This window comes from Pseudomonas sp. G11-1 (assembly GCF_024031555.1).
GTDB lineage: Bacteria > Pseudomonadota > Gammaproteobacteria > Pseudomonadales > Pseudomonadaceae > Halopseudomonas > Halopseudomonas bauzanensis.
Map to the genome: position 1 here is coordinate 670,254 of NZ_QEYQ01000001.1, position 25,073 is coordinate 695,326.

A 25,073-nucleotide genomic window follows, 5' to 3' on the forward strand; every position below is an offset into this window, starting at 1 on the left:
ACAAGGAAACAGAAAATAAAAACCAATCGGCAAAACATGGAGAAGCAGATGGATAATCTGATCGATGTGATCAATGCAATCAACGGGGTGGTGTGGGGGCCCTTCATGCTGGCGTTACTTGCCGGCACGGGGATCTATCTGGCGCTGGGCCTGAAACTCATTCCCCAGCGCAAGTTGGCCTACGGCTTCAACATGCTCTGGCGCGGTCGTAAAGACACCAAGGCAGACGGTGATCTCAGCCCTTTCAACGCGTTGATGACAGCGCTCTCGGCAACCGTGGGTACCGGTAACATCGCCGGTGTCGCCACCGCTATCTTCTTCGGTGGGCCTGGCGCTCTGTTCTGGATGTGGTTGATTGCCCTGATCGGCATGGCCACCAAGTTCAGCGAAGCGGTGTTGGCAGTACACTTTCGCGAGAAGGATGCGTTCGGCAACTATGTCGGCGGCCCGATGTACTACATTCGCAATGGCCTGGGCAAGAACTGGAAATGGTTAGGCGTGCTGTTCGCCATCTTCGGCATGCTTGCCGGCTTCGGCATCGGCAACACCATCCAGTCCAACTCCGTAGCCGATGCCATGCAGAGCACCTTCAACATCAATCCGGTGGTCACCGGGGTGGTGATCGGCGTACTGGTGGCACTGGTTCTGATCGGCGGTATCAAGCGTATCGGTGAGGTGGCAGGCAAGCTGGTGCCGCTGATGGCGCTCTTCTACGTCGGCGGCGGCCTGATCATCCTGATCATCAACGCAGCAGAAATTCCTGCGGCGTTCGGGCTGATTCTGCATCACGCGTTCAACCCGGCTTCTGCGGCTGGCGGCTTCGCCGGCGCCACGGTCTGGGCCGCCATACGCTTTGGTGTGGCCCGCGGCGTGTTCTCCAACGAGGCCGGCCTGGGCAGTGCGCCGATCGCCCACGCCACTGCCAAGACCAACAATCCGATCCGTCAGGGTACCGTAGCCATGCTCGGCACCTTCATCGACACTATCATCATCTGCACCATCACCGGCCTGGTAATTATCATCACCGGCGCCTGGCAGAGCGGTGAGAACGGCGCATCCCTGTCGGTGCATGCATTCAACCAGGGTCTGCCCGGCTGGGGCGAATATATTGTCAGCATCGGGTTGGCTACCTTCGCCTTCACGACCATTCTGGGCTGGAGCTTCTACAGCGAGAAATGTACCCAGTTCCTGTTCGGCGAGCGGGCGATCATGCCGTTTCGTATCGTCTGGATCATCGCCGTCCCACTGGGCACGTTGCCGATGATCAACCTGGGCGCCCTGTGGCTGGTCGCCGATACGCTCAATGCGATGATGGCCATTCCCAACCTGATCGCCCTGCTGCTGCTGAGCCCGGTCGTGTTCAAGCTCACACGGACCTACTTCAGTCAGCCCAGCACAGTGCGCGATGCTGACTAAGCAGCGTTAACCAAGACGCCCGCCCCGGTAGTCATCCACTGCCGGGGCGGGCGCAACTTCCCTCGGCTCAGCGTTTCGGACAATTCGAGAAGAGCCTCTATCGGGTATACTTCGGGGTTTCCATCCGATCCTCAGCGGAGCAACCCATGCCGAATATCACCCTGGACAGTCTGCAATCCTCCATTCAGGATCAAGTGCGCCGCGCCCTTGCCGAGGATGTCGGCGATGGCGATATCACTGCAGCCCTGATACCAGCGGATCGGCAGGCACAGGCAACCATCATCTCCCGCGAGCCGGCGATTCTCTGCGGTACGGCCTGGGCTGATGAGGTATTCCGGCAGGTAGATCCACAGATCAAGATCGAGTGGCTGGCCGCCGATGGCGACCGGTTAATCCCCAATCAACCCTTCTGCAGAATGAGCGGTCCAGCCCGTGGCCTGCTGACGGGCGAGCGCTGTGCACTGAACTTCATCCAGACGCTGTCCGCCACGGCGACCCGCAGTCAGCATTTCGCTGATCTGGTGGAAGGCACCGGCGTCAAGCTGCTGGATACCCGCAAGACCCTGCCCGGCCTTCGCCTGGCACAGAAATATGCGGTCACCTGTGGCGGTTGCCACAATCACCGCATCGGTCTGTTCGATGCTTTCCTGATCAAGGAAAACCACATCGCCGCGTGCGGCGGGATCAACGCCGCCGTGGCCCAGGCCCGCGTCATCAGTCCCGGCAAGCCGGTGGAAGTCGAAGTGGAAAGTCTGGATGAGCTGCGCCAGGCGCTGGAAGCCGGCGCCGATATCATCATGCTCGACGAACTGAGCAACGACGATATGCGCACTGCGGTGCAAATCACTGCCGGCAAGGCCAAGCTCGAAGCCTCCGGCGGCATCAACGAAAGCACTCTGCGCGCCGTCGCCGAGACCGGGGTCGATTACATCTCCATCGGCAGCCTGACCAAGGACGTCAAGGCAGTGGACCTGTCCATGCGCCTGAGCATGTGACCTGCCAGCCTGTGTCGAGCTGGTGCTCGATACAGGCTGGCAGCTTCTCGGTACGCGCTTCTGCCCTACTGCTCCCGAACGTTGTCGTAAAGCATATAGCGCGCCGCTTCATGCAGGCCGCGGGTCAGTGGCAGCAAACGCTGATATTCCTCGGGATACTGCTCGGCAACGTTGTCCAGCGGCGTGTCCGAATGCAGGTCATGCAGGCTCGGCTCGCTGCCGTCATGATTCATCTGCAGCAGAAAGTCCTTGGTAACCGCGCCGATCAGCGGGAAGGTACCCTCACGCAGCACCAGCGGCACGACTCGTTCCCCTTCCGGCGGCGTGGTCAACAGGTCGCGCCCCATGCTACGGGTCTCGTATTCGATACCCAGCAGCCCGGCCATGGTCGGCAGCAGATCGGTCAACCCGACCGCCTCATCGAACTTCCGCGCGCCCAGCAGCGCGGGCGCATGAATCAACAGCGGCACGTTGTTGCTCTCCAGCCCCAACTGGTCAAAGGCCGGCTTCATGTAGTCGATATTGGCAATGCGCGTATTGTGATCACCAAACATCACGAAGATGGTGTTGTCGTAGTAACCGCTCGCCTTGGCCATCTCCATGAAGCGGCCAATATTGAAATCCAGCAGCCGTACCGCATTGTATTGCTCGACACTGCGCGAGCCCGCCGCCTGCACCTCTTCCAGCGACCGATCGATGGCCTCGAAGCCATCATTTTCCTTGGGAATGGTAAACGGGCGATGGTTGCCTGCGGTCTGGATATAGGCAAAGAAGGGTTTGTCCTGCGGCAGGTCACGCAACAGCTGGTCGGTCTCCTTGAACAGATCAAGATCGGAGATACCCCAGACATCGACGTTCTTCGACTGCCAGTAGCCTTCTTCGTAGAGCTTGATGCCATCGATGCTCTGACGCACCAGGGCGTTCATATTGGCCCAGCCGGAGTTGCCGCCAATGGTGTACAGCTTGTGATAGTCCTGCAATTCGTTGATCAGAGTGTGCTGGTTGGTGATCAACGGGTTGCGGGTAGCGGTTTCCGAGCGTGACACATCGGGCACACCGGAGATGCTCGCCCAGACGGTTTTCGCCGTGCCAGTCACCGGCACGTAGAAGTGCTGGAAGAACCAGCTCTGTTCGGCCAGACGATCCAGGTTCGGCGTCGGGTTCAACGGGTTGCCATAGGCGCCCACCGCGGTAGTGCCCAGGGACTCCAGCATGATGAAAACGATATTCGGAGCCGCGCCGGCCAGCCGGTGTGGCTGCACCGGTACACGACGAGAGAAATCCAGCTGCTCGGCATCGGGCGTATCAACACCCAGATAAGCGCTGACCTGGGGATAATACTCGCCCACCTGCGCCTCGTCGTAGCGCTCCTGCGGCACCTTCAAGGTGTCATAGAAAAACAGCACCGGGTTGAGACCCAGCGCGCCCAACTGGCTATCACCGGCAAAGAAGGCATCGTTCCAGCGCAGCGGAACGGGGTTCTCCAGGTTGACGTTGCTGGTGCGGCCGATGAGTACGAAAAACACCACCACTACCATCGCCGCACTGCCCCAGACACGCGCCCAGAGCCCGATGGGCCGCACCTGCCGATCGAAAGTGACGCGTTCCAGACGAAACAACGCAAATACCGACAACCCCAGCAGAGCCAGCCAGCCGAGGGTGATCCAGACCACCGGGTAGCTCTCCCAGAGCATCTGCTGGGAGATCTGCACATCACCGAGAAACTTCAGTGCCGAAGCATTCAGTCGTACGCCGAGGTAGGCGTAGTGGCCGAAGTCGATGAAGTACATCAGCAGCACCACGGCCAGCGCCAGCAGGAACCAGATCCGGCTGACGCCGCGCAGCAACCCGCTACGCACACTGTTCCAGCGGGGCAGCCAGGCCAGCAGCATGGCCGGCAACATCAGCAGCACGGCCAGCCGCAGATCGAAGCGGACACCAACACCGAGGGTTTCGAGCACCAATGCCCAGGGGTGACTCTCGCCACCGGTAACCGAAGAAAAGCCGAACAGAAACACCATCCGCAGCGCGACCAGCAGCCCGAACAGAATGGCTACCCCGCCCAGGAAATAATGCAGGCGTCGGGATTGCAGCCAGCTCATAGGGATACTCCTTTGAAGATGTTGGGTTGGTGGCCACGACCACTCATGTCAGGTAATCCATGGCCCGTAACCGGGCCAACAGCGATTGGCAGTCGGGCACGTGCAGGTCCGTCATCTCCGGCCAGGCGTTTTCGGGAAACACCAGACAAGTCCGACAGCCGGCCGCCCGGCCCGCCTCCAGATCGAAGCGGAAGTCGCCAACCATCACCGCCTCGGCCTCGCTCAACTGCCAGTCGGCCAGCAGTCGATGAATGCCATCCGGCGCCGGTTTCGGTGGCGCTTCGCCACGCCCGATAATGTGCTCGGGGGTAAAACAGCCGAGCACCCCGATACGCTCCAGCGATGCCATCGCCACGCTACGCAGGTTGCGCGTGAGAATACCCAGGCGCTGGCCGCCGGCATGCAGTGCGCGGACCAATTCGGCCGCGCCGGGTGCCGGCGCTACATCGGCAGCCAGGCGCAGCTCGATGGCGTCGAGCTGATCGTTCAGGCGCTGACGCTCGGCAATGGGCAGGCGCCCGAGGTGAGTGAGGATGTCCTCGTCGGCGGGAATGCCCAGCTCTCGGCGAATCGCCGGAAAGTCATGCTGAGCGACCGTCAGGGTGCCGTCGAGATCGAAGATCCAGCCGCGTATTTGCTGCATATCAGCCGCGCCGATCGCGCATCAGCGATTCCTGGGCCACCGACGCCACCAGTTCACCGGCGCGGTTATAGACCAGGCCACGGGAGAAACCCCGGGCGCCATCGGCAGAGGGGCTGTCCATGGCATACAGCAGCCAGTCATCCATGCGCAGCGGACGGTGGAACCAGACCGCGTGGTCCAGGCTGGCGACCTGCATGTGCGGCGACCAGGTCGAGATGCCGTGGGGCAAGGCAGCGGTGCTCAGCAGATTGAAATCCGACGCGTAGGCAAAGAGATAGCGATGCAGGTGATCGTCATCCGGCAGTTGCCCATCGGCACGGAACCAGATGTACTGCTGGGGCTCAGAGGCCTTCGGTTTGAAGGGGTTATAGCCGTTGATCCGACGAATTTCGATGGGCTTGGGGCAAAGTACACTGTCACGCACTGCGTCAGGCAGCAGGTGCTGGTTCTCCAGGCAGATTTCCAGCTCGCTCTTCAAGCCTTCCGGACCCGGCACCTCCGGCATTGGCGACTGATGCGATACGCCCCGCTCATCGCCATGGAAGGAAGCCATCAACGTGAAGATCGCTCGCCCCTTCTGGATGGCACTGACCGTACGGGTGGTGAAACTGCCACCGTCGCGCGGCATCTCGACCTGATAGACGATCGGCATGCTGGCGTCGCCGGGGCGCAGAAAATAGCCGTGCACCGAATGCACCTTGCGCGCCGGGTCGACCGTCTGGCTGGCCGCCGACAGTGCCTGGCCCAATACCTGTCCACCGAACAGCTGACGGAAGCCCAGATCTTCGCTCCGGCCGCGGAACAGGTTTTCCTCGATTTTCTCCAACGCCAGCAAACTGACCAGATTATCCAGCAATTGGCTCATAGGGACTCCTCAACGTGTGACCCGGCGACAGAACGACGCACCAAAAGGCTGAGGATTTTAAACCTGAGCGGGCAATTGTTACAGCCTTTTGCTCGGAACCCGATATTTCGCGCTAAACTTCGCGGATTTTCAGCGCGGAATTCAGCATGCTCCCTACTTCGCCCTCCACTCCCGTCGTCGCGGTCATCGGTGGCGGCCCGGCCGGACTGATGGCCGCCGAGCGTCTGGCTCAAGCCGGACTAACTGTGCGAGTTTACGACGCCATGCCGTCGGTGGGCCGCAAATTTCTGCTGGCCGGTATCGGCGGTATGAATATCACCCATTCCGAACCCGCCGAGCCGTTCGTCGGCCGCTACCGCACGGCTGCCTCCTGGGTCGGCGAGTGGTTGCGACGACTGGATGGCCCGGCCCTGCGCGAGTGGATTCACGGGCTGGGTATCAATACCTTCATCGGCTCCTCCGGCCGGGTGTTTCCCGCCGATATGAAGGCCGCTCCGCTGCTGCGCGCCTGGCTCAAACGCTTGCGCGAGTCTGGCGTCACCCTGCACCCACGCCACCGCTGGCTGGGTTGGGATGCCCAGCAACAGCTGCTGTTCGATACGCCGGAAGGCCCGCTACCGATAACGGCCGATGCCGTGGTGCTGGCCCTGGGAGGTGGCAGCTGGGCACGCCTGGGTTCGGACGGCGCCTGGGTGCCTTGGTTGAGCGAACGGGGCGTCGAGGTGCGCGATCTGCGCCCGGCCAATTGCGGATTCATCACGATCTGGAGCGACCATCTGCGCCAGCGCTTTGCCGGCCAGCCGCTGAAACAGGTTATCGCTCGCGTGGTTGCTGTCGATGGCCAATCCCATGAACGCCGCGGCGAATGCATAGTGACCGAGGATGGCCTGGAAGGCAGCCTGATCTATGCCTTGTCGGCCGAGCTGCGGGGGCTTATCGAACATCAGGGTCAGGCTGAACTACAGCTCGATCTTGCTCCCGACCGCAGCCAGTCGCAGTTGGCCAGCCTGCTGGCCCAGCCGCGCAAAGGGCAGAGCCTGGCGGCGGTGCTGCGCAAGCGCGCTGGACTCGACCCGTTGAAAACCGCGTTGTTGCATGAGTGCCTGGGCAAGGAGCAATTGGCCGATCCACAGCGCCTGGCCACCGGCATCAAGGCTTTGCCCGTTCGACTGACCGGCACCCGGCCGCTGGACGAAGCCATCAGCAGCGCCGGCGGCGTTAGCGCCCAGGCGCTGGATGAGCGCTTGATGCTGAAGAGTCTGCCGGGCATATTCTGTGCCGGCGAAATGCTCGACTGGGAAGCTCCCACTGGCGGTTACCTGCTCACCGCGTGTTTTGCCAGTGGGCTGGTGGCGGCGGAAGGGGTAATCGAGTGGCTGGGAGCGTCGCGTTCTGCCTCGTCCAACGGTAACGTCTGACACTGCGCTGGCCGCGATGAAACCCGGCGGTGGCGGAGTGACTTGCAGGGAAAGCTGTCGAGCTGGTGCTCGACAATCCCAGAAGCGAGTTTCGTTGAGACTGTAGTCCGGGCAGATGGCCCCTGGGAGGGTCGATCGCGACCCGGTCGAGCACCAGCTCAACCAACGGTAACGCCTGTCACTACGCTGGCCGCGATGAAACCCGGCGGCGGCGGAGTGACTTGCAGGGAAAAGCTGTCGAGCTGGTGCTCGACAATCCCGGAAGCGAGTTTGGTTGAGGCTGGTAGCTCGGACACATGGCCCCTGGGATGGTCGAGCACCAGCTCGACCAACGGAGCGGCAGGAAGAATCAGGGCGCCAACCGCTCCCGTCGCCAATCATCCCCATCCCGGCAAAAGCGCAGCCGATCATGCAAGCGACTCGGCCGCCCCTGCCAGAATTCGATCATCTGCGGCACCACGCGAAAGCCGCCCCAGTGCGGTGGGCGCGGCGGTGGCGCGGCGGCGTATTGTGCTTCTACCTCGGCAAGCCGCTGCTCCAGCACCTCGCGTCCGCTGATTACCTGGCTTTGCGGCGAGGTCCAGGCGCCCAGGCGACTGCCCAACGGCCGGCTGTGATAATAGATATCGGATTCCTCATCCGTCACTACCTCGACCGCACCCTCAATGCGCACCTGCCGTTCCAGGTCCGGCCACCAGAAGGTCATGGCCGCCTTGGGGTGAGCCAGCAACTGCTGCCCCTTGGCACTCTGGTAATTGGTATAGAACACAAACCCACGCTCATCGAAGCCCTTGAGCAGCAAGGTACGCAGGTGCGGTTGCCCCTCGGCATCCACCGTGGCCAGCATCATGGCGTTCGGCTCAGTGGACTCCACCTCCACCGCCTGGCTGAACCAGGTGCCGAACAAGGCAAAGGGATCTGCCGGTGCCTGGCTTTCCAGCAGCCCGTCCCGGGTGTAGTTGCGGCGCATATCGGCAATGCTGAGCTTCATTCACGTACTCCTGGAAATGATAAGGCTAGCCTAGCACCGCGGCCGGGCAACGACCATTGACCTAGCTCAATCCTGCTCACGCAGGCAGCGATACACCGCCCGGCTCAGCTCGCCGGCCCGCGGATCGGTCAGCACGTAGGGCCCCATGGTATTGGTGACATAGCCAAAACCGACCTGGGTATCCGGATCGGCAAACCCCAGCGCGCCACCGGCGCCCGGGTGACCGAAGGCATTGGCGCCCATGCCGAAACTGCCGCCCTGCCACTCCTGCTCCAGCATGACACCGAGGCCAAAGCGAGTCGGGCAACGCAGGGTGCGATCCATGCCGACACTGTGTTCCCGGCGCAGCAACGCAACCAGTTCCGCATCAAGCACATGCACACCGTCCAGGCTGCCGCCGTGGGCCAGCACTTGCCAGAACCGCGCCAGTGAGCGGGCGTTGCCGGTACCATTGGCGGACAGGATCTGGGCCTGTTGCCATGCCGGCTTGTTGGTACTGGTCTGCAGACTGGTCGGGTTGCCGAAGGCTTTCCAGGCCAGCCCCTGCGGATCCCCCATGGCGGCAAACAGATCACGGGCATACTGATCACCGTGCTGATTGCGCAACCGGGAAACATGGGCAATACGCGACAGGTCCTGGTCGGCCACGCCGACATGGAAGTCCATGCCCAGCGGACCGCAGATATGCTCGCGCAGATAATCACCGGGCATCTGTGCGGTCAGCCGGCGCAGGGGCTCGCCGATCAACCAGGCATAGGTCAGGGGGGCATAGCCGTGCATCTCGCCGGGCGTCCACCAGGGCTCCTGGGCCGCGACCGCATCGGTCATCGCCTGCCAGTCGAACAGCGCCTCGGGTTCCAGCGGCGCGCTGATGGCGGAGAGGCCAGCCCGATGGCTGAGCAATTGGCGCAGGGTTATCTGCGCCTTGCCGGCCTGGGCAAATTCCGGCCAGATATCCGCCACCCGGTCATCCAGGCTGATGCGCCCGGCCTCGACCTGCTGCAGCAGCGCCACCGCGCCCAGTGGCTTAGTGCAGGAAAACACATTGATCAGCGTGTCCTGCTCCCAGACCCGGCTGTTGTCCTTGTCCATCACGCCCTGCCAGAGGTCCAGCACGGTGTCACCACCGACAGTGACGCACAGCGCCGAGCCCCGCGCCTGCGGGTCGGCCTGCTGCTGGGCGAACAGCTCACGTACGGATTCAAAGCGGGGATCAAAATAACCTTGGACCTGGGTCATGCGTGCTCTCTTCTTGTTGTCTGAATCAGTCGATTTTCCGGCGGAACGGGGGTAATGCATTGAGGATTGCCTTGCCGTAGCGCTGGGTGACCAGGCGCCGATCCAGCAGCGTCACCGTGCCGGTATCCTGTTCGGTACGCAGCAGCCGGCCGCAGGCCTGGATCAATCGCAGGCTGGCATCGGGCACGGCAATTTCCATGAAGGGATTACCGCCGTTGCGCTCGATCCATTCCGACAACGCCGCCTCGACCGGATCATCCGGCACCGCGAAGGGAATCTTGGCGATCACCACATGCTCGCAGTACTTGCCGGGCAGGTCGACGCCTTCGGCGAAGCTGGCCAGACCGAAGATGACACTCTGCTCGCCCTTGTCGATCCGGCCGCGGTGCTGGCGAATCAGCTCCTGCTTGGACAGATCACCCTGCACCAGCACACGCTCGCGGAAGTCCGCCGGCAGGCCGGCATATACCTCCAGCATCTGCCGGCGGGAGGAAAACAGCACCAGGCTGCCGCGCTCGTGCTCCAGCATGGTCGGTAGATGTTCGATGATCGACGCGCTGTGGCCGGCGTTGTCCCGCGGGTCGGCACCATGGTTCGGTACCCGCAGCACACCGCTTTCGGCATACCGGAACGGGCTCGGCGCCAGGGTGCATACCGCGCTCTTCGGCAAACCGGCGCGATGACTGTAACGGTCGAAGCGGCCGAGGGCGGTGATGGTGGCCGAGGTGACCAGCGCGGCGAAGGCGCTGTGCCAGAGATACTGGCGCAGGGTGTCAGCGGCCAGGATCGGGCTGACGTGGACTTCCAGATCGTTCTGCTCGGTCAGGGTCAGCCAGCGCGCGGTCGGCGGCTTGTCTTCCGGATCTACCAGGCTGAACTGGGTCCACAGCGTCCAGTTGCCCTCGGCCCGCGCCTGCAATGCGCCGAACAGCGGATACCATTCCTCGGCCTGGGTCTGGTGCACGCCTACCACCTCACCATCCATGGCCTCCTTGAGCGTGTCGACCATGCGCTGCAACAGATCACTGATACGCCCGAAGCCAGCCTTGAGCTCCAGCGACATTTCGCGCAGATGCTCGGGTACCACGCCATGTTCAAAGCGATGCTGCGGCCGCACCTGGCCGGAAAAGTCTTCGGCGCTGGCAAAGTCCGCCACTTCGCCCAGCGCCTGGCTCATGAATTGCTGATGCGGCTTGAGTTCGCGCGCCTGCTGCGGCACCTGCTCCAGCAGCCGGCCAAAATCACCCGGCAGCGGATGCTGCGCCAGCAACTTGCTCAGGTTCTTGTCCAACTGATCCAGCCAGTCGGCAGTGGCTGCCATGCGCGTGTGATGGGCGAAGTGGGCTATGGCCTTGTCCGGCAAGTGGTGGCCTTCATCGAATATATAGAGACATTCACGCGGGTCCGGCAGGATCGCTCCGCCCCCCAGCGCCAGGTCGGCCAACACCAGATCGTGATTGGTGACGATCACATCGATCTTCTGGATGCCCTCGCGGGCCTTGTAGAACACGCATTGGTTGAAATGACCGCAGCGGCGGTTGGTGCACTGGATATGGTCAGTGGTCAGCCGCGACCAGTCCTGGTCCTCCAGCGCCTCGGGCCAGGAGTCGCGCTCGCCATCCCATTTGTTGGTGCCCAGCGCCTCGACCATGCGGGTGTACAGCTTGAGCCCGGCCTCATCCACGTCGATGCGGAAACCTTCCTCCGCAAAGCCCTGCTGCTGGGCGGCCAGCGATTGGTTATCCTGCAGCAGCTGATCCAGCTTGGACAGGCAGACATAGCGCCCACGGCCCTTGGCCAGCGCGAAATGAAAGTTCAGCCCGGCGTTGCGCTGGATATCCGGCAGATCCTTGAGCACGATCTGCTCCTGCAGCGCCACCGTGGCGGTGGAGATGACCAGCGGCTTGCCCAGGTGCTTGGCGATGGGAATTCCAGCCAGACAATAGGCCACCGTCTTGCCGGTACCGGTGCCCGCTTCCACCACCGCCACGGCTGGTTCGCCATCGCGATGCCCCTCGTCGTCCAGCGCGACGCCGCCGAACAACTTCGCCACCTCGGCAATCATCACCCGTTGGCCATAACGCGGCTTGAGCGACTTGTTTTCGAGGAAGGTGCGGTAGGCCGTCTGGATCTGGCCTTTGAGATCATCGTTGAGCATGGGGTCTCCGAAGCAGAGCGCGGATGATACCATCTTGCGGCGATTATCAGCCCGGCAGACCAGACAGGTGACGAAAAATGCCACAGAGTTCAACCATGACCGCCTGCCCCTGCGGTGACGGCAAAGCCTATGCCGAATGCTGTCAGCCGTTGCACCAGGGCCAGCCAGCGGCAACCGCCGGACGGCTGATGCGTTCGCGCTACAGCGCTTATGCGCTGGGATTGATCGACTACCTGGTCGCCACTACCCTACCCGCCCAGCAATCGCGGCTGGAGCGCCAGGCCATGACCGAGTGGAGTCGCAACAGCCACTGGCTGGGCCTGAGCGTCGAGCAGGAAGATTCCGAGCCCACCGCCAACCGCGCACAGGTCACCTTCACTGCCCGCTGGGCCGACCCTGATGGCAGTCAGCACAGTCACCAGGAATGTTCGGATTTCTGCAAGCTCGGCGAGCGTTGGTATTTCATTGACCCCAATCATTCGCTGGATATCGGCCGCAACGATCCCTGCCCCTGCGGCTCAGGTCGCAAATTCAAGCAGTGCTGTCGTTACTGATTCCGCCGCTGGCTCAGCCTTCGTCGGCCAGGCGCAGATGGCCGGTGTCCGGTGCAGCCGGAGGCGGCGGCGCCCTCACCTGCTCCAGATCACTGCCGGGCGGCGCCAGGCTCAGGGCGGACAGGTCGAGATCCGGCGGCGCGGGGTCAGCGTAGCTGTCCTGCATATCCGCACCCAGAGGCGCGATTGGCAGATCCGGCGCATCGACATCCTTGAACGCTGCCATGTATTCATCCCGCGGTTGAACCGCAGCCCGCTGTTGCCGTTGGGGTGAAGCAACCGGTGGGGGCGTTGCGGCGGACGACGGCTCGGCCGGACTATCTGCCATGGGGCAGATATCACAGAGCGCACCCGCCCGCTCGATGGCTTGGCGGTATTTCTCCGCAGCGGCCTGATCCAACCCCTGCTTGATGACGATCCGGCGCCCCGAGAACAGCATCTCCAGTTGCCGGTCACCTACCTGAAACAGCTGACCGATACGCGCCCGAGCCTGTTCAGGCGCGACATCCGCACGCACCTGACCATGGAAAACCACCTCGAAAACTGCCATCTTGTCACTCCCTTGCCTAGATTAGGGGTTAGTATCTGCCGAACGCCGATAACTTTTCAAATAATGGCATGCGGTTAAAACGGAGGGGGTTCCATTTGATGATTCGTTCATATGGTTTGATGCTGACGGTACTGCTGACCGGTTTGTTCAGCCTCAATGGCTGCGCCGTCTTCGATCGCTCCTATACCGAACCGGAAGTCCACCTGGCCAATGTAGAGATGCTCAAATCCAATCTCTGGGAGCAATCCTTCCGCCTGCGGCTGCGCGTGGATAACCCCAACGACCGCAACCTGCCAGTGCGTGGCATGCACTATCAGGTCTATCTGAACAATATGCGCCTGGCCACCGGGGTGACCGACCGGGCTTTCGACGTACCGGCCTACGGCACGGAATATTTCGATGTGACGGTGCGTTCGAATATCTGGCGCCATCTGAGTGACCTGCTGAAGCTGGTGGAGCACCAGAAACCGATCGATTACCGGATCGAAGGGCACATCAGCACCGGACTGTTCCTCTCGCCCAAGCTGACCCTGCGGGAAGAAGGTACCATTAACCCTTCAGACATGAGTTTTTAAGGTCTCGTCCCATGACAATCAATGACTGGCTGATCATTCTCGGCCTGATCACCATCTTCGCCCTGGCGCTGTATGCCGTGATCCTCTGGCGCCGGGTGTGGCGCAATCAGCAGCGCCTGGCCAAGCAGGAGCAGGAACGCAATACCCGGCTGGAGGGCGACATCAGGATATTGGCGCAAAGTCTGCTCAGTGGTCAGTTGCCGCTGATCGAGGGTGCGATCCGCATCAAGGTCCTGCTGGATAATTACAGCGGGCAGCGGCGGGCCGATGTGGATCTACAGGTGTTCGAGACCATCTACGATGCCACCGCGCATATCCCCACTCATCAAGCGTGGACGGAACTGCCCAAGGCCCAGCGCCGGCTGCACGAACGGCAGATGGAAACCCTGGAAGCCCAGCACCGCAGCGAAGTGGTACAGGTCGCCAGGGTGCTGAGCAGCGGTGTGCGCCCGGCTACGTCAGGCGCAGCCGGCAAGGATCAGACGGCCGAATAACCGCCGTCCACTGCCACCGCCTGGCCGGTCACGTGGCGCGAGGCGTCACTGGCGAAGAACAGCGCCAGCCCCTTGATATCATCCTCACCGCCAACGCGCCCCAAAGGCGTGTTGCGGATGATCGTCTCGGATACGTGATCCAGCCCCTTCGCCAGTTTGGTGGGGAAGTAGCCCGGGCAGATGGCATTGACGTGGATACCATGGGCACCCCACTCGCCTGCCAGCGCCCGCGTCAGGTTGATGGCTGCGGCCTTGCTGGTGTTGTACGCGACGGTGAACACACCGGTATTGGGGCCATTGCCCTTGAGACCGGCGATCGAGGCGATGTTGATGATCTTGCCCGAGCGCTGGGGAATCATGAACCGGCGCGCCACTTCCTGGGCCATCAAAAAGCAGACGTCCACGTTCAGGCCCATCACCTTCTGCCAACCGGCATAGCTGTGCTCGGCGGCAGGTTGACCCCAGGTGGTGCCGGCATTGTTGATCAGGATATCCACAGTGCCAAAGCGCGCCTCGGCCGCGCCGACCAGGGTAGCAACCGGGTTACCCTCGGGCTTGCCCAGGTCACAGGCGATGCCGCCGGCCTCGATGCCCCGTGCATTCAATTGCGCCACCACCTCTTCAACCTCGGCGGGGTTACGCGCGTTGAGGAAAATCTTCGCTCCCTGCTCGCCCAGCGCCTCGGCCATTTGCAAACCCAGGCCCTTGGTTCCGCCAGTGATCAGGGCAACCTTGCCGGTCAGATCGAACAACTGCATTACACTCATGATGAATCCTCTTGTTTTAATCGCCAGTCAGGCCAGTGATCATAGCGCCCGCCACGGCTGAGACAGACCATCAGTGAGCTCAGTGATATGTCACCCTGCACCGGTGTTATCATGTGCCCTCTTGAAAACGGAGCTTCCATGGCTGAACACGACTTCCGGCGCACTGCGCTCAACCCCTCCCACACTCTGATCGAATGCCGCACGCTGGCCGGCGGACTGTATCAGGTCACCGGCCAGGGCGGTGGCATCCAGCCGGGTGATACGCTGATCTGCACGGTCAAGGGGAGCAAGGACCTGCCACTGCCCCTGGTGGTGGGCAAGGTGCGTTATCTGATCAACCCGGCCGGGCAGTGGACCGCCACCGCCAACGGTCCGGACCTGCGTGGCCAGATGGTGTTGGGCTGGTCGATCAAGTGTGATGAGTGCAGCAAGGAGCAGGCGTTCGAATTTCTCGCCGCGGAGAAAGATGACCTGCCCCAGCGCACCCGCAAGGCGGTGCAGCGGATCAGCGAACTTGGCTGGACGCCTCGGGACGACAACCATCTGTGCCCGCAGTGCAGCAAGGCTGCCCGTTCAGAACAGTAGCAACTGCTCACCCAGCGGGCTGTGGGCATTATCCAGCCGTACACCAACGCCGATCAGCCGCACCGGCCGACCACCCCGGGCAAAGGCCTGGCTGCAAAGATCGGCGAACCCCTGGGGCGTGATTGGCGCCCCGGCCTGTTCCAGGGTGGTCTGGGTGAAATCGTGGAACTTGAGCTTGATGAAGGGTTTGCTCACCCGATAGCCACCGTCCAGCCGTCCCAGGCGCTGGGCCAACTTGTCCAGTAGCGGTGGCAGGGCACCGAGGCATGACTGCAAATCCGGCAGGTCGTGTTCATAGGTATTCTCCACACTCACCGATTGCCGCACCCGCTCCACCACTACCGGGCGGTTATCAATGCCCCGCGCCAGCTCCCACAGACGCTCACCAAAACTGCCGAACTGACGGGCCAGATCCTGTTTGCGCCATTGGCGCAGCTCACCGCAGGTATCCACACCGAGCTTGTGCAGACGTGCCGCCGTTACCTTGCCCACCCCATGCAGCTGGTTTACCGGCAGCGCCAGTACAAAGTCATCCACCTCCTCGGGCAAAATGACTTTCAGGCCATCGGGCTTGTTCCAGTCACTGGCGATCTTGGCCAGAAACTTGTTCGGCGCCACGCCGGCGGAGACGGTAATGCCCTGACTGTCCTGGACCCGTTGGCGAATTTGCCGGGCGATCAGGGTCGCACTGCCCTGGCATGCCGACGAATCGGTCACATCGAGAAACGCCTCGTCCAGCGACAGCGGCTGCACCAGCGGCGTGTATTCATGAAAAATGGCCTGAATGGCCACGGAAACCTCTTTATAGACCTGCATCCGACCGGGCACGATCAGCAGATCCGGGCAGAGCTTCTTTGCATAGGCCGAGGCCATGGCCGAGTGCACGCCATAAGCGCGCGCCTCGTAATTGCAGGTGGCGATGACCCCGCGCTTGCCCGGATCGCCGCCGACCGCCAGGGGCCGGTTGCGCAGGCGCGGGTCATCACGCATCTCTATGGCCGCGTAGAAGCAATCGCAGTCGATGTGGATGATCTTGCGCAAGGTAATCCGTCCGGCCGGGTTTGCCGGACATTGTACATCAGACCATCACCACCCGATTACGCCCGGCACGCTTGCCCCGATACAATCCTCTATCCACCCGGCGCAGCGTCTCGCTGATGTCCGTCTCATCATCCAGCACCGCCGAAATGGAAAAGGTCGCTGTGAGCCGCCGCGGCTCACCCTGCAAACTCACCGGCGTATTTTCCAGCGTCTGCCTGAGCCGCTCGATGACCCGCTCAGCCTCCGCCGGCCCCGTATCCGGCAGCAGAATGATGAACTCCTCTCCGCCGAAACGCCCCACCACATCCCCTTCCCGGAGCTGGTTGGTGAACAGCGTGGCAACATGCTTCAGCGCCATATCGCCACAGTCATGGCCCAGTTCATCATTCAACGCCTTGAAATAATCCAGATCGACCATGGCCACGCAGATGGCCGTACCCTGACGCCGACACCGCTCACGCTCGCGGCGAAACAGCATTTCATACTGGCGGCGATTGAACAGCCCGGTCAGTGGATCTGTCGTCGCCTGGCGCTTGAGTTCCTGCTCCAGCAACTTGCGGCGCTCCACTTCCTCCTCCAGCGCGAGGTTGGCCTCCTTCGCCTGATTGAACATCGCATACTGCCGGCGCTGTACCATCTGCAACTGTTGCGCGCCGAAATAGCCGGTGGCCACGGGTAACATCAGAATAAAGAACGCGCCAAAGAGAATGTCCACACTGCGCCCGTTCCAGGCCATGCAGCTGAGCGTCAGCACCACGCCAGTCACAGCAGCCAGTAAAGTCAGCAGCAGGCGGTTGGGTACGAACAGGAACATCGACAGCAACATCAGGCCGATGACGCCGATGGTAAAAGCGGCCACCTCCGGCAGCAGAAAGTACACCGGCATGAATAAAAAGAAACCGGTAATCTCCAGCACGGTAACCACACGCCCGCTGGAAACCAACTGCGGCTTGCGGCCCAGCATGAAGACAAAGATGAACAACATGCCGGCTTGCAGCACTCGGCAGACCAGCAACGTCACGAAATCATCAGACCAGCCGAGGCTTAGCCAATCCTGCCCGACAAATAACAGCAGCAAGCTACCCCAGACAATCAGCGCTACCCGCAAACTGCGCGCCGCCAAGGGCCGGATATAAGCTCGAAAGGCCTGCTCTTCCGACGGATCGGTGAATTCCGCCGAGAATGCAGAAATCTGGTAAGGCTTAATGGAATCGTTCATAGACATCCCTTTATTCTTTCAAGCCATATAGCACGCCTGATCCCGTCACGGAAGTCTCCCACCACCTCCCGGCCGAAGCAAACGAATGATGTCACAACGACATCAAGCTGTCTTATGAAAATGGCATAGCCGCCTCACTCGCCCCCTGAAAATTCTTTTTGCATCAATTGCTTGACAGCCCTTCTTAAATCCGTAGAATGAGCCACCTCAGACGCGGGGTGGAGCAGTCTGGTAGCTCGTCGGGCTCATAACCCGAAGGTCGTAGGTTCAAATCCTGCCCCCGCAACCAACATAGAAAATGCCTCGGATGGTCACCCATCCGAGGCATTTTTGCATCTGCGCTCTGCTCCTTTTTCCCCTCGTTTCATAGCAGTAAAGCTGCCCTGGTTGCCAAGTGACATCCGGAAACTCACCGGCACCTCTATCGCCGGTATCCATTGCTATACTCCATAGCCTTGCCCCGTCTACCGCAGGACTTAGCACCAACGCAGCAGTATCGGGACGTTGTCGATCAAGCCGGGAGTTCTATGTGAAAAAAACCGTCATCCTTACCGCCTGCGCGAGCCTGCTGTCCGTCGCCAGCCTGCAGGCTGATACCTCCGTCGAATATGGCCCGGAATTGCAGGGCTTTGAATACCCTTACCCCGTCGAGCACTTTGCCTTTACCTCCCAGCAACAATCGCTGGAAATGGCCTACATGGACGTCAAACCGACTACCGAGGCCAATGGGCGGACGGTGGTGTTACTGCACGGCAAAAACTTCTGCGGCGCCACCTGGGAACAGAGCATCAAGGAGCTGAGCCAGGCGGGTTATCGCGTCATCGCGCCGGATCAGATCGGCTTCTGCAGCTCCAGCAAACCGCGCGGCTACCAGTTCAGCTTTGCGCAACTGGCCGACAATACACACGCTCTGCTTGAGGAGCTGGGTACGCACAAGACCACCGTTGTCGGCCACTCCATGGGCGGCATGCTGGCCGCACGCTTCGCGCTGCAGTTCCCTGAACAGGTCGAGCAACTGGTACTCGTCAACCCGATCGGCCTGGAAGACTGGCAGCAAAAGGGCGTGCCCTACGCCACCATCGACCAGCTCTATCAAGGGCAGCTGAAAACCACCTATGAAGGCATCAAGAACTACCAGTTGAAGTACTACTATAACGGCGAGTGGAAGCCCGAATACGACCGCTGGGTCGAGATGGCATACGGCATGTACGCCGGCCCCGGCAAGGAAATCGTCGCCTGGAATCAGGCGCAGACCGCCGAGATGCTGTTCACCCAACCGGTAGTCCATGAGTTCCCGAACATTCAGGCGCCGACCCTGCTGTTGATTGGCGGCAAGGATCGCACCGCCCCTGGTGCCAATCGCGCGCCCGAGGCCGTTGCCGAGCAGCTGGGCCAGTATCCCCAACTAGGCCAGGCAACCGCCGAGGCCATTCCCAACGCAACACTGGTGGAGTTTCCCGAGTTGGGACACTCACCGCAGGTGGAGGCACCGGAGCAGTTTCATGAGGCTTTGCTAAAAGGTCTTGCCCAACTGAACAAGTAGCTCCTTCCTCAGCCGTTCAACAATGAGGCGCCTGGTGCGCCTCATTCGCTACCAAAGCTCATTGCCTGCCGCGAACCGGCCCTGCGCGTTGCCACAGGTCAACGTGCGGGTATGCCTCATGCCCGCTTTACCAAACACCTTAGGAAGGATGGATCCGACCTATGCCGAGGATGACGGGGCTTGAAATCCTTCTTGACCCTGCTGCGGCATTGCTTTACAAAGATTAGAATAATTACTCCAATCCCGCCCGGAGCTTTTTCAGTGGATAGTAGCCCTTCCCGTAGCGACATCGAGGCGCCTCTGGCTTCGTTACTGAAGCAGCAGCGCAATGCTTTTCAGGCCGATCCCATGCCTTCGCTGGCAACTCGGCTGAGTTGGCTGAAACGGCTGCGCACAGTTCTGGTAGATGAACAGGAAGCGTTGGCTGAGGCGGTGAGTCGGGATTTCGGTAACCGTTCGCGGGATGAGACGCTGTTTGCCGAGATATTACCCAGCCTGCAATCCATCGATCACGTCTGCAAACATTTGCGCCGCTGGATGAAACCGGCACGACGCCCGCTGGGCATCGCCTTTCAACCGGGCTCGGCTCAGGTGTTCTATCAACCGCTGGGCGTCGTTGGGGTGATAGTGCCCTGGAATTATCCGATTTTTCTGGCCATCGGCCCGCTGCTCGGTGCGCTGGCGGCGGGTAACCGGGTAATGATCAAGATGAGTGAATCAACCCCGGCTACGTCCCAACTGGTCAAGGAGCTGTTGGCCAGAGCCTTTCCAGAGGATCAGGTCGCTGTGGTGCTGGGCGAGGCGGATGTGGGTGCAGCTTTTTCCCGCCTGCCCTTCGATCACCTCTTATTCACCGGCGCCACCAGCATTGCCCGACATATTCTGCACGCAGCGGCGGATAACCTGACCCCGGTAACGCTGGAACTGGGTGGCAAATCACCGGCCATTGTCTCGGCAACGGTACCGTTGGACGACGCTGCCGAACGCATCGCCTTCGGCAAGACCATGAATGCCGGGCAGACCTGCGTGGCGCCGGACTATGTACTGGTGCCGGAAGCGCGGGTGGACGCATTTGTCGAGGCTTACCGCAAGGTGATCAGCCGGTTCTATCCGCAGCTCAGTGATAGCCCCGACTACACCAGCATCATCAATCCGCGCCAGCAGGCGCGATTGAACAGCTATATCGACGATGCCCAAACCAAGGGTGCGCGGGTGCTCCCCTTGTTCGACGCAAGCCAGGAGCAACGCCTGCCCCCTACCCTGCTGGCGGATGTCAGCGATGACATGCTGGTGATGCAGGATGAGATATTCGGCCCATTGCTGCCGATCGTGCCCTACCGGCAGATCGACGACGCCATCGCCTATATCAATGCCCGTCCGCGCCCGCTGGCGCTCTACTATTTTGGCTACGATCGGGGTGAGCAACAGCGGGTAATGGAGCAGACCCATTCCGGCGGCGTGGGCCTGAACGAGACCCTGCTGCATGTCGCGGTATGCGACCTGCCCTTTGGCGGTATCGGGCCTTCCGGCATGGGCCATTACCATGGTCATGAGGGTTTTCTGACCTTCAGCAAGGCCAAGGCGGTATTGCGCAAGCCGCGCTTCAATGCCACACGGGTGCTTTATCCGCCCTACGGCAGCGCCATGCAGAAGTTGTTGCGCAAATTGCTGATTCGCTGACCAACTCACCAGGCCAAGGACAACAATAATAATGCCCGACACCACTGCAGACGCCCCCGGCATGAATCGTCGCCAGTTGCTCAAACTGGGATTGTTCGGCACCGCCGTCCTGACTACCGTCGGCGGCATCGCCAGCCTTGGCGGTTGCTCGGCCGATACCCCCGCGCAGGGTTTCCAGCAACTGCGCAAGGATGATCTGCCCATGTTGCGTCGGGTAATCCCAGTGGTGCTGGTTGGCGCGCTCCCGGCAGAGCAACAGGCCGCCATTGTAGAAGGCGTTCTGCTGGCGCTCGACAACAACCTGAATCAGTTGTCACCCAGCCTCAACACCCAGCTGTTGCAGCTGTTCGATCTGCTGACTCTGGGCGTCACGCGCGGCGCAGTAACCGGCATCTGGGGCTCTTGGGAGAGTGCCAGCGACGAGGCGGTGCAAGCCTTCCTCAAGCGTTGGGAAAACAGCTCCTTCGCCTTGTTGCAACAAGGCCAGAACGCTCTGACCAATCTGATTCTGCTGTCCTGCTACAGCACCCCGGCGTCATGGCCGCAATGCGGCTATCCGGGCCCACCGCGCATCTGAACAGGAGAGCCCCTGCATGCCCATTCCGGATCTGTTCACCGAAGGACTCAAGCGCGACTGGAAAGTGACCAACGCTGCACAACTGGAGCAGGACCTGACCCTGGAAGCGGATATCGCCATCGTCGGCAGCGGCGCCGGCGGTGCCACCAGCGCGGAAATACTCAGCGCGGCTGGATTCAAGGTCTTGCTGATAGAGGAAGGCGGCCTGTTCACCAGCAGTGATTTCAAGCTGCAGGAACATGAGGCCTACCCCGACCTGTATCAGGAAGGGCTGGGGCGCATGTCGAAGGACGGCGCCATTACCATCCTGCAGGGCCGCGCCGTCGGCGGCACTACCCTGGTCAACTGGACGTCCTGCTTCCGCACGCCCGAGCCCACCCTGGCGCATTGGGCCAGTGAGCATGAGGTACTTGGGCTCAGCGTAGAAGAACTGGCACCCTGGTTCGCTCGTATGGAAGAGCGCCTGGGCATCAGCCCCTGGGCCATGCCGCCCAATGCCAACAACGACGTGCTGCGCCGTGGCTGCGAGAAGCTCGGGCTGCATTGGCAGGTCATCCCACGCAACGTGCGCGGCTGCTGGAATCTCGGCTATTGCGGTCTCGGCTGCCCAACCAACGCCAAGCAGTCCATGCTGGTCACCAGCATCCCGGCGCTGCTGGATAATGGCGGCGAGCTGATCTACCTCGCCCGGGCCGAGCGTCTGCAGCTGGACGGTGGCCGTGTAACCGGGCTCGAGTGCGTAGCCATGGATGAGCGCTGCGTCGCGCCGACCGGTCGGCGGATCCAGGTTCACGCCCGGCATTACATCCTGGCCGGCGGCAGCATCAATACCCCAGGTTTGCTGCTGCGCTCCGAAGCGCCCGATCCGCATGGCATTCTCGGCAAGCGCACCTTCCTGCACCTCACGACCTTTTCCTGGGCGCAGTTCGAACAGCAGATCAATCCCTTCTATGGCGCTCCCCAGTCCATTTATTCCGACCATTTCCAGTGGCAGGACGGTGCCACCGGCCCGATGGGCTACAAACTGGAGGTGCCGCCCATGCAACCTGGCTTCAGTGCTACGGTCCTCGGCGGCACTGGCGTGGCCAATAGCAAGCTGATGCAGCAACTACCCAACGCCAACATGATGATTGCCCTGCTGCGCGATGGCTTTCACCCGGACAGTTCACAAGGCGAAGTACAACTGCGCAGCGATGGCTCCCCGGTGCTGGATTACCAGTTGACCGATTACACCTGGGAGGCCGTGCGGCGCACCTATCAGAGCATGGCCGAGATCCAGTTTGCCGCCGGCGCCCGCACCGTGACTCCGGTGCACAATGATGCTCGCCCAGCAAGCAACTTGGCCGAAGCGCAGGAGATGATCGACGCGCTCGACCTGCGCCGCTTCAAGGCCCGTCTGGGCAGCGCCCACGTCATGGGCGGCTGCGCCATGGGTGAAGACGCCAGCCGCGCCGTCACCGACAGCCTTGGCCGGCACCACCAGTTGGAGAACCTGTCGATTCACGACGGCTCGCTGTTCCCTACCAGCATCGGCGCCAACCCGCAGCTGTCGATCTATGGGCTGACAGCCAGGTTATCCAGCCTGCTCGCCGAGCGGTTAGCCGGTTAGCTGCACCCTTGAAAACGGAGAACAATAATGAACAAACAACGTTATGCCATAGGCTTGCTGGCTGCCAGCCTGTGCCTGCCACTTATCGCATCTGCCGATGGCCAACCAGCAGAACCCACCACCGTAAAGGCCAACGCAGCCGTATTGCAGCAACTGGACTTCAGTGACCGCAAGGCCTTCGAAGATGCCCGCCGCGGTTTTATCGCCGCCCCGGCAGACGGCCCGCTACGCAACCCGGATGGCAGCACCGCCTGGGATATGAGCGCCTATGCCTTCGTTGAAGGAGAAGCTCCAGACACGGTGAACCCCAGCCTGTGGCGTCAGGCTCAACTGAACGGCATCCATGGGTTGTTCAAGGTCACCGACGGGAGCTATCAGATTCGCGGTATGGACCTGGCCAACATGACCGTCATCGAAGGTCAGACCGGGCTGATCATCATCGACCCACTGCTGTCGCCAACCACCGCCAGGGCAGCCCTGGACCTCTATCTCGAACACCGCCCCAGCAAACCGGTGGTGGCGGTGATCTACACCCACAGCCATGTGGATCATTTTGCCGGGGTGCGCGGCATCGTCAGCGATGAGGACATCCAACAGCAGCGCGTGCGCATCTACGCGCCAGAAGGCTTCATGGAGCACGCGGTAAGCGAGAACGTGATTGCCGGCAACGCCATGACCCGTCGCGCCATGTACATGTACGGTACCGAACTGGACGCCAGCGCTACCGGGCATGTCGACAATGGCCTGGGCAAGGCACTGAGCCATGGCGCGCTGACACTCATTCCGCCCACCGACATCATTACCGCCAATGGAACCAAGGTGATCGACGGGGTCGAGGTCGAATTTCACCTGGCCCAGGGCAGTGAAGCACCCGCGGAGATGATGATGTATTTTCCCGCAGCCAGGGTGCTCAACACCGCCGAAGTCACCTCTCATCAGCTGCACAATATCTATACCCTGCGCGGCGCCGAAGTGCGCGACGCCAGCCTCTGGTCACGCTATATCGATGAGGTTCTGGAGAAATACGGGCCGCGCACCGACATTCTGATGGCCCAGCACCACTGGCCGGTCTGGAATCAGGACGATGCCCGGCACTTTCTTGCCGTGCAACGCGATCTGTACAAATTCATTCACGACCAGAGCGTACGGCTGATGAACCAGGGCTACCGCCCCGACGAAATTGCCGAGCAGCTCACGCTGCCCGCCAGCCTGGCGAAGGAATGGATCGCCCGCGACTATTACGGCACCCTGCGCCACAACGCCCGCGCCATTTACCAGAAATACCTGGGTTGGCATGACGCCAACCCCGCCAACCTCAACCCTCTGCCGACGCAGGAAGCAGCACGCAAGGCCATGGAGTACATGGGCGGTATCGAGCAGGTAATTTCCCGCGCCCGGCAGGACTTCGATCGCGGCGAGTACCGCTGGGTAGCCTCGGTCATGAGCCAGGCGGTGTTCGCCGAACCGGATAATCAGGCTGCCCGGCAACTGAATGCCGCCGCGCTGGAACAACTCGGCTACCAGGCCGAATCCGGCCCCTGGCGCAATGTCTACCTGTCCGGTGCCATGGAGTTGCGCAACGGGACGGCACAACAGTCTGCCGGTGCCATCGCCACCGATCTGCTGCAGGCGCTGGACACCGGCATGTTCTTCGATCTGCTCGGCGTACGCCTGAATGGTCCCCGAGCCGAAGGCAAGCAGATGCTACTGAACTGGAGCTTCACCGACACGGACGAGCAGTTCCGCCTCAACCTGCAGAACGCCACGCTGACCTGGCTGCCCGAGCGCAGCGCGCCGGATGCCGACGCCAGCATCACTATGACCCGGGCAACGCTCAATGCTATCCTGACGCAACAGAACAGCTTTCCAGCGGCCATCAAGTCCGGAGATATCCGCATCGAAGGCAATCCGCAAGTCTTTCTCGAGTTGCTGAGCCTGATGGATAACTTCACCCCGGACTTCGCGCTGATCGAGCCGATCACCGACTAAGCGACAGCCCCTCGGTCACTTCTCCAGTGACTGAGGGGAGCTGCCCAGCGAAACAATGAGAGA

At 61.5% G+C, this 25,073-nt stretch carries 22 protein-coding genes and 1 tRNA gene; 13 read left to right on the forward strand and 10 right to left on the reverse strand.

The annotated features are described in order from the left end of the window. Positions 1 to 48 precede the first annotated feature (48 nt). Positions 49 to 1,416, forward strand: coding sequence for an alanine/glycine:cation symporter family protein (locus DHB74_RS03115; RefSeq protein WP_136868918.1), 1,368 nt, complete (start codon positions 49 to 51; stop codon positions 1,414 to 1,416). A 146-nt stretch (positions 1,417 to 1,562) separates the two neighbouring features. Further along, on the forward strand, positions 1,563 to 2,411 hold the full coding sequence (gene nadC, locus DHB74_RS03120; protein ID WP_499160775.1) for a carboxylating nicotinate-nucleotide diphosphorylase: 849 nt from the start codon (positions 1,563 to 1,565) through the stop codon (positions 2,409 to 2,411). Between the two features lie 65 nt (positions 2,412 to 2,476). Here nadC and DHB74_RS03125 read toward each other — a convergent pair whose 3' ends face one another. Genes DHB74_RS03125 through tesB form a run of 3 tightly spaced genes read right to left on the reverse strand, consistent with a single transcriptional unit; the run spans position 2,477 to position 6,021 of the window. Continuing rightward, positions 2,477 to 4,513: an LTA synthase family protein gene (locus DHB74_RS03125; protein WP_136868916.1), complete on the reverse strand. Its 2,037-nt coding sequence runs from the start codon at positions 4,511 to 4,513 to the stop codon at positions 2,477 to 2,479. 43 nt (positions 4,514 to 4,556) lie between these two features. Further along, complete coding sequence (locus DHB74_RS03130) at positions 4,557 to 5,156, reverse strand: HAD family hydrolase (RefSeq protein WP_280164614.1); 600 nt, start codon at positions 5,154 to 5,156, stop codon at positions 4,557 to 4,559. A 1-nt stretch (position 5,157) separates the two neighbouring features. Continuing rightward, a complete protein-coding gene (gene tesB, locus DHB74_RS03135) occupies positions 5,158 to 6,021 on the reverse strand; it encodes an acyl-CoA thioesterase II (RefSeq protein WP_499160776.1) in 864 nt (287 codons plus the stop codon). 146 nt (positions 6,022 to 6,167) lie between these two features. Here tesB and DHB74_RS03140 point away from each other — a divergent pair, with 146 nt between their 5' ends. Continuing rightward, entirely contained in the window at positions 6,168 to 7,439 is a 1,272-nt protein-coding gene (locus DHB74_RS03140) for a TIGR03862 family flavoprotein (protein WP_499160777.1), read from the forward strand. Between the two features lie 349 nt (positions 7,440 to 7,788). On the opposite strand, the gene pdxH is transcribed toward DHB74_RS03140, so the two are convergent. The 3 genes from pdxH to dinG form a co-directional block, all read right to left on the reverse strand. Then, entirely contained in the window at positions 7,789 to 8,430 is a 642-nt protein-coding gene (pdxH, locus tag DHB74_RS03145; protein ID WP_499160778.1) for a pyridoxamine 5'-phosphate oxidase, read from the reverse strand. A gap of 66 nt (positions 8,431 to 8,496) precedes the next feature. Then, a complete protein-coding gene (locus DHB74_RS03150; protein ID WP_499160779.1) occupies positions 8,497 to 9,669 on the reverse strand; it encodes a serine hydrolase domain-containing protein in 1,173 nt (390 codons plus the stop codon). A gap of 25 nt (positions 9,670 to 9,694) precedes the next feature. Beyond that, entirely contained in the window at positions 9,695 to 11,827 is a 2,133-nt protein-coding gene (gene dinG, locus DHB74_RS03155; protein ID WP_499160780.1) for an ATP-dependent DNA helicase DinG, read from the reverse strand. 77 nt (positions 11,828 to 11,904) lie between these two features. Between dinG and DHB74_RS03160 the strand changes: the two genes are divergently transcribed. Then, entirely contained in the window at positions 11,905 to 12,381 is a 477-nt protein-coding gene (locus tag DHB74_RS03160; protein ID WP_280164617.1) for a YchJ family protein, read from the forward strand. A gap of 13 nt (positions 12,382 to 12,394) precedes the next feature. Here DHB74_RS03160 and DHB74_RS03165 read toward each other — a convergent pair whose 3' ends face one another. Then, on the reverse strand, positions 12,395 to 12,931 hold the full coding sequence (locus tag DHB74_RS03165) for a hypothetical protein (RefSeq protein WP_280164618.1): 537 nt from the start codon (positions 12,929 to 12,931) through the stop codon (positions 12,395 to 12,397). Positions 12,932 to 13,029: 98 nt separating this feature from the next. Between DHB74_RS03165 and DHB74_RS03170 the strand changes: the two genes are divergently transcribed. Together DHB74_RS03170 and DHB74_RS03175 are read left to right on the forward strand one after the other, a co-directional pair. Beyond that, positions 13,030 to 13,506 (forward strand): LEA/WHy family protein, encoded by a 477-nt coding sequence (locus tag DHB74_RS03170; RefSeq protein WP_036988504.1) that lies wholly within the window; start codon positions 13,030 to 13,032, stop codon positions 13,504 to 13,506. An 11-nt stretch (positions 13,507 to 13,517) separates the two neighbouring features. Continuing rightward, the gene (locus DHB74_RS03175) at positions 13,518 to 14,000 is read left to right on the forward strand and encodes a DUF2489 domain-containing protein (RefSeq protein WP_280164619.1); all 483 of its coding nucleotides are present in this window, start codon (positions 13,518 to 13,520) and stop codon (positions 13,998 to 14,000) included. Here the strand turns inward: DHB74_RS03175 and DHB74_RS03180 are convergent. Continuing rightward, positions 13,985 to 14,767 carry an SDR family oxidoreductase gene (locus tag DHB74_RS03180; RefSeq protein WP_499160781.1) on the reverse strand — a complete coding sequence of 261 codons (783 nt, stop codon included), beginning with the start codon at positions 14,765 to 14,767 and terminating at the stop codon, positions 13,985 to 13,987. The genes DHB74_RS03175 and DHB74_RS03180 overlap by 16 nt on opposite strands. A 138-nt stretch (positions 14,768 to 14,905) precedes the next feature. Between DHB74_RS03180 and DHB74_RS03185 the strand changes: the two genes are divergently transcribed. Next, a complete protein-coding gene (locus tag DHB74_RS03185) occupies positions 14,906 to 15,352 on the forward strand; it encodes a hypothetical protein (protein ID WP_036988500.1) in 447 nt (148 codons plus the stop codon). Here DHB74_RS03185 and dinB read toward each other — a convergent pair. Together dinB and DHB74_RS03195 are read right to left on the reverse strand one after the other, a co-directional pair. Further along, positions 15,341 to 16,399, reverse strand: a complete 1,059-nt coding sequence (dinB, locus tag DHB74_RS03190; protein WP_036988499.1) for a DNA polymerase IV — start codon at positions 16,397 to 16,399, stop codon at positions 15,341 to 15,343. The genes DHB74_RS03185 and dinB overlap by 12 nt on opposite strands. A 31-nt stretch (positions 16,400 to 16,430) precedes the next feature. Continuing rightward, complete coding sequence (locus tag DHB74_RS03195; RefSeq protein WP_036988498.1) at positions 16,431 to 17,612, reverse strand: GGDEF domain-containing protein; 1,182 nt, start codon at positions 17,610 to 17,612, stop codon at positions 16,431 to 16,433. Positions 17,613 to 17,824: 212 nt separating this feature from the next. Here DHB74_RS03195 and DHB74_RS03200 point away from each other — a divergent pair. The 6 genes from DHB74_RS03200 (at position 17,825) to DHB74_RS03225 (ending at position 25,010) form a co-directional block, all read left to right on the forward strand. Further along, positions 17,825 to 17,901: transfer RNA gene (locus DHB74_RS03200), tRNA-Met, on the forward strand. Positions 17,902 to 18,141: 240 nt separating this feature from the next. Next, positions 18,142 to 19,155, forward strand: coding sequence for an alpha/beta fold hydrolase (locus tag DHB74_RS03205; protein ID WP_036988464.1), 1,014 nt, complete (start codon positions 18,142 to 18,144; stop codon positions 19,153 to 19,155). Positions 19,156 to 19,416: 261 nt separating this feature from the next. After that, positions 19,417 to 20,835, forward strand: a complete 1,419-nt coding sequence (locus DHB74_RS03210) for a coniferyl aldehyde dehydrogenase (RefSeq protein ID WP_499160782.1) — start codon at positions 19,417 to 19,419, stop codon at positions 20,833 to 20,835. Between the two features lie 31 nt (positions 20,836 to 20,866). Further along, positions 20,867 to 21,412 carry a twin-arginine translocation pathway signal protein gene (locus DHB74_RS03215; protein WP_499160783.1) on the forward strand — a complete coding sequence of 182 codons (546 nt, stop codon included), beginning with the start codon at positions 20,867 to 20,869 and terminating at the stop codon, positions 21,410 to 21,412. A gap of 16 nt (positions 21,413 to 21,428) precedes the next feature. Further along, a complete protein-coding gene (locus DHB74_RS03220; protein ID WP_499160784.1) occupies positions 21,429 to 23,021 on the forward strand; it encodes a GMC family oxidoreductase in 1,593 nt (530 codons plus the stop codon). A gap of 27 nt (positions 23,022 to 23,048) precedes the next feature. Further along, positions 23,049 to 25,010 (forward strand): alkyl/aryl-sulfatase, encoded by a 1,962-nt coding sequence (locus DHB74_RS03225; RefSeq protein ID WP_499160785.1) that lies wholly within the window; start codon positions 23,049 to 23,051, stop codon positions 25,008 to 25,010. The last annotated feature ends 63 nt before the right edge of the window (positions 25,011 to 25,073 follow it).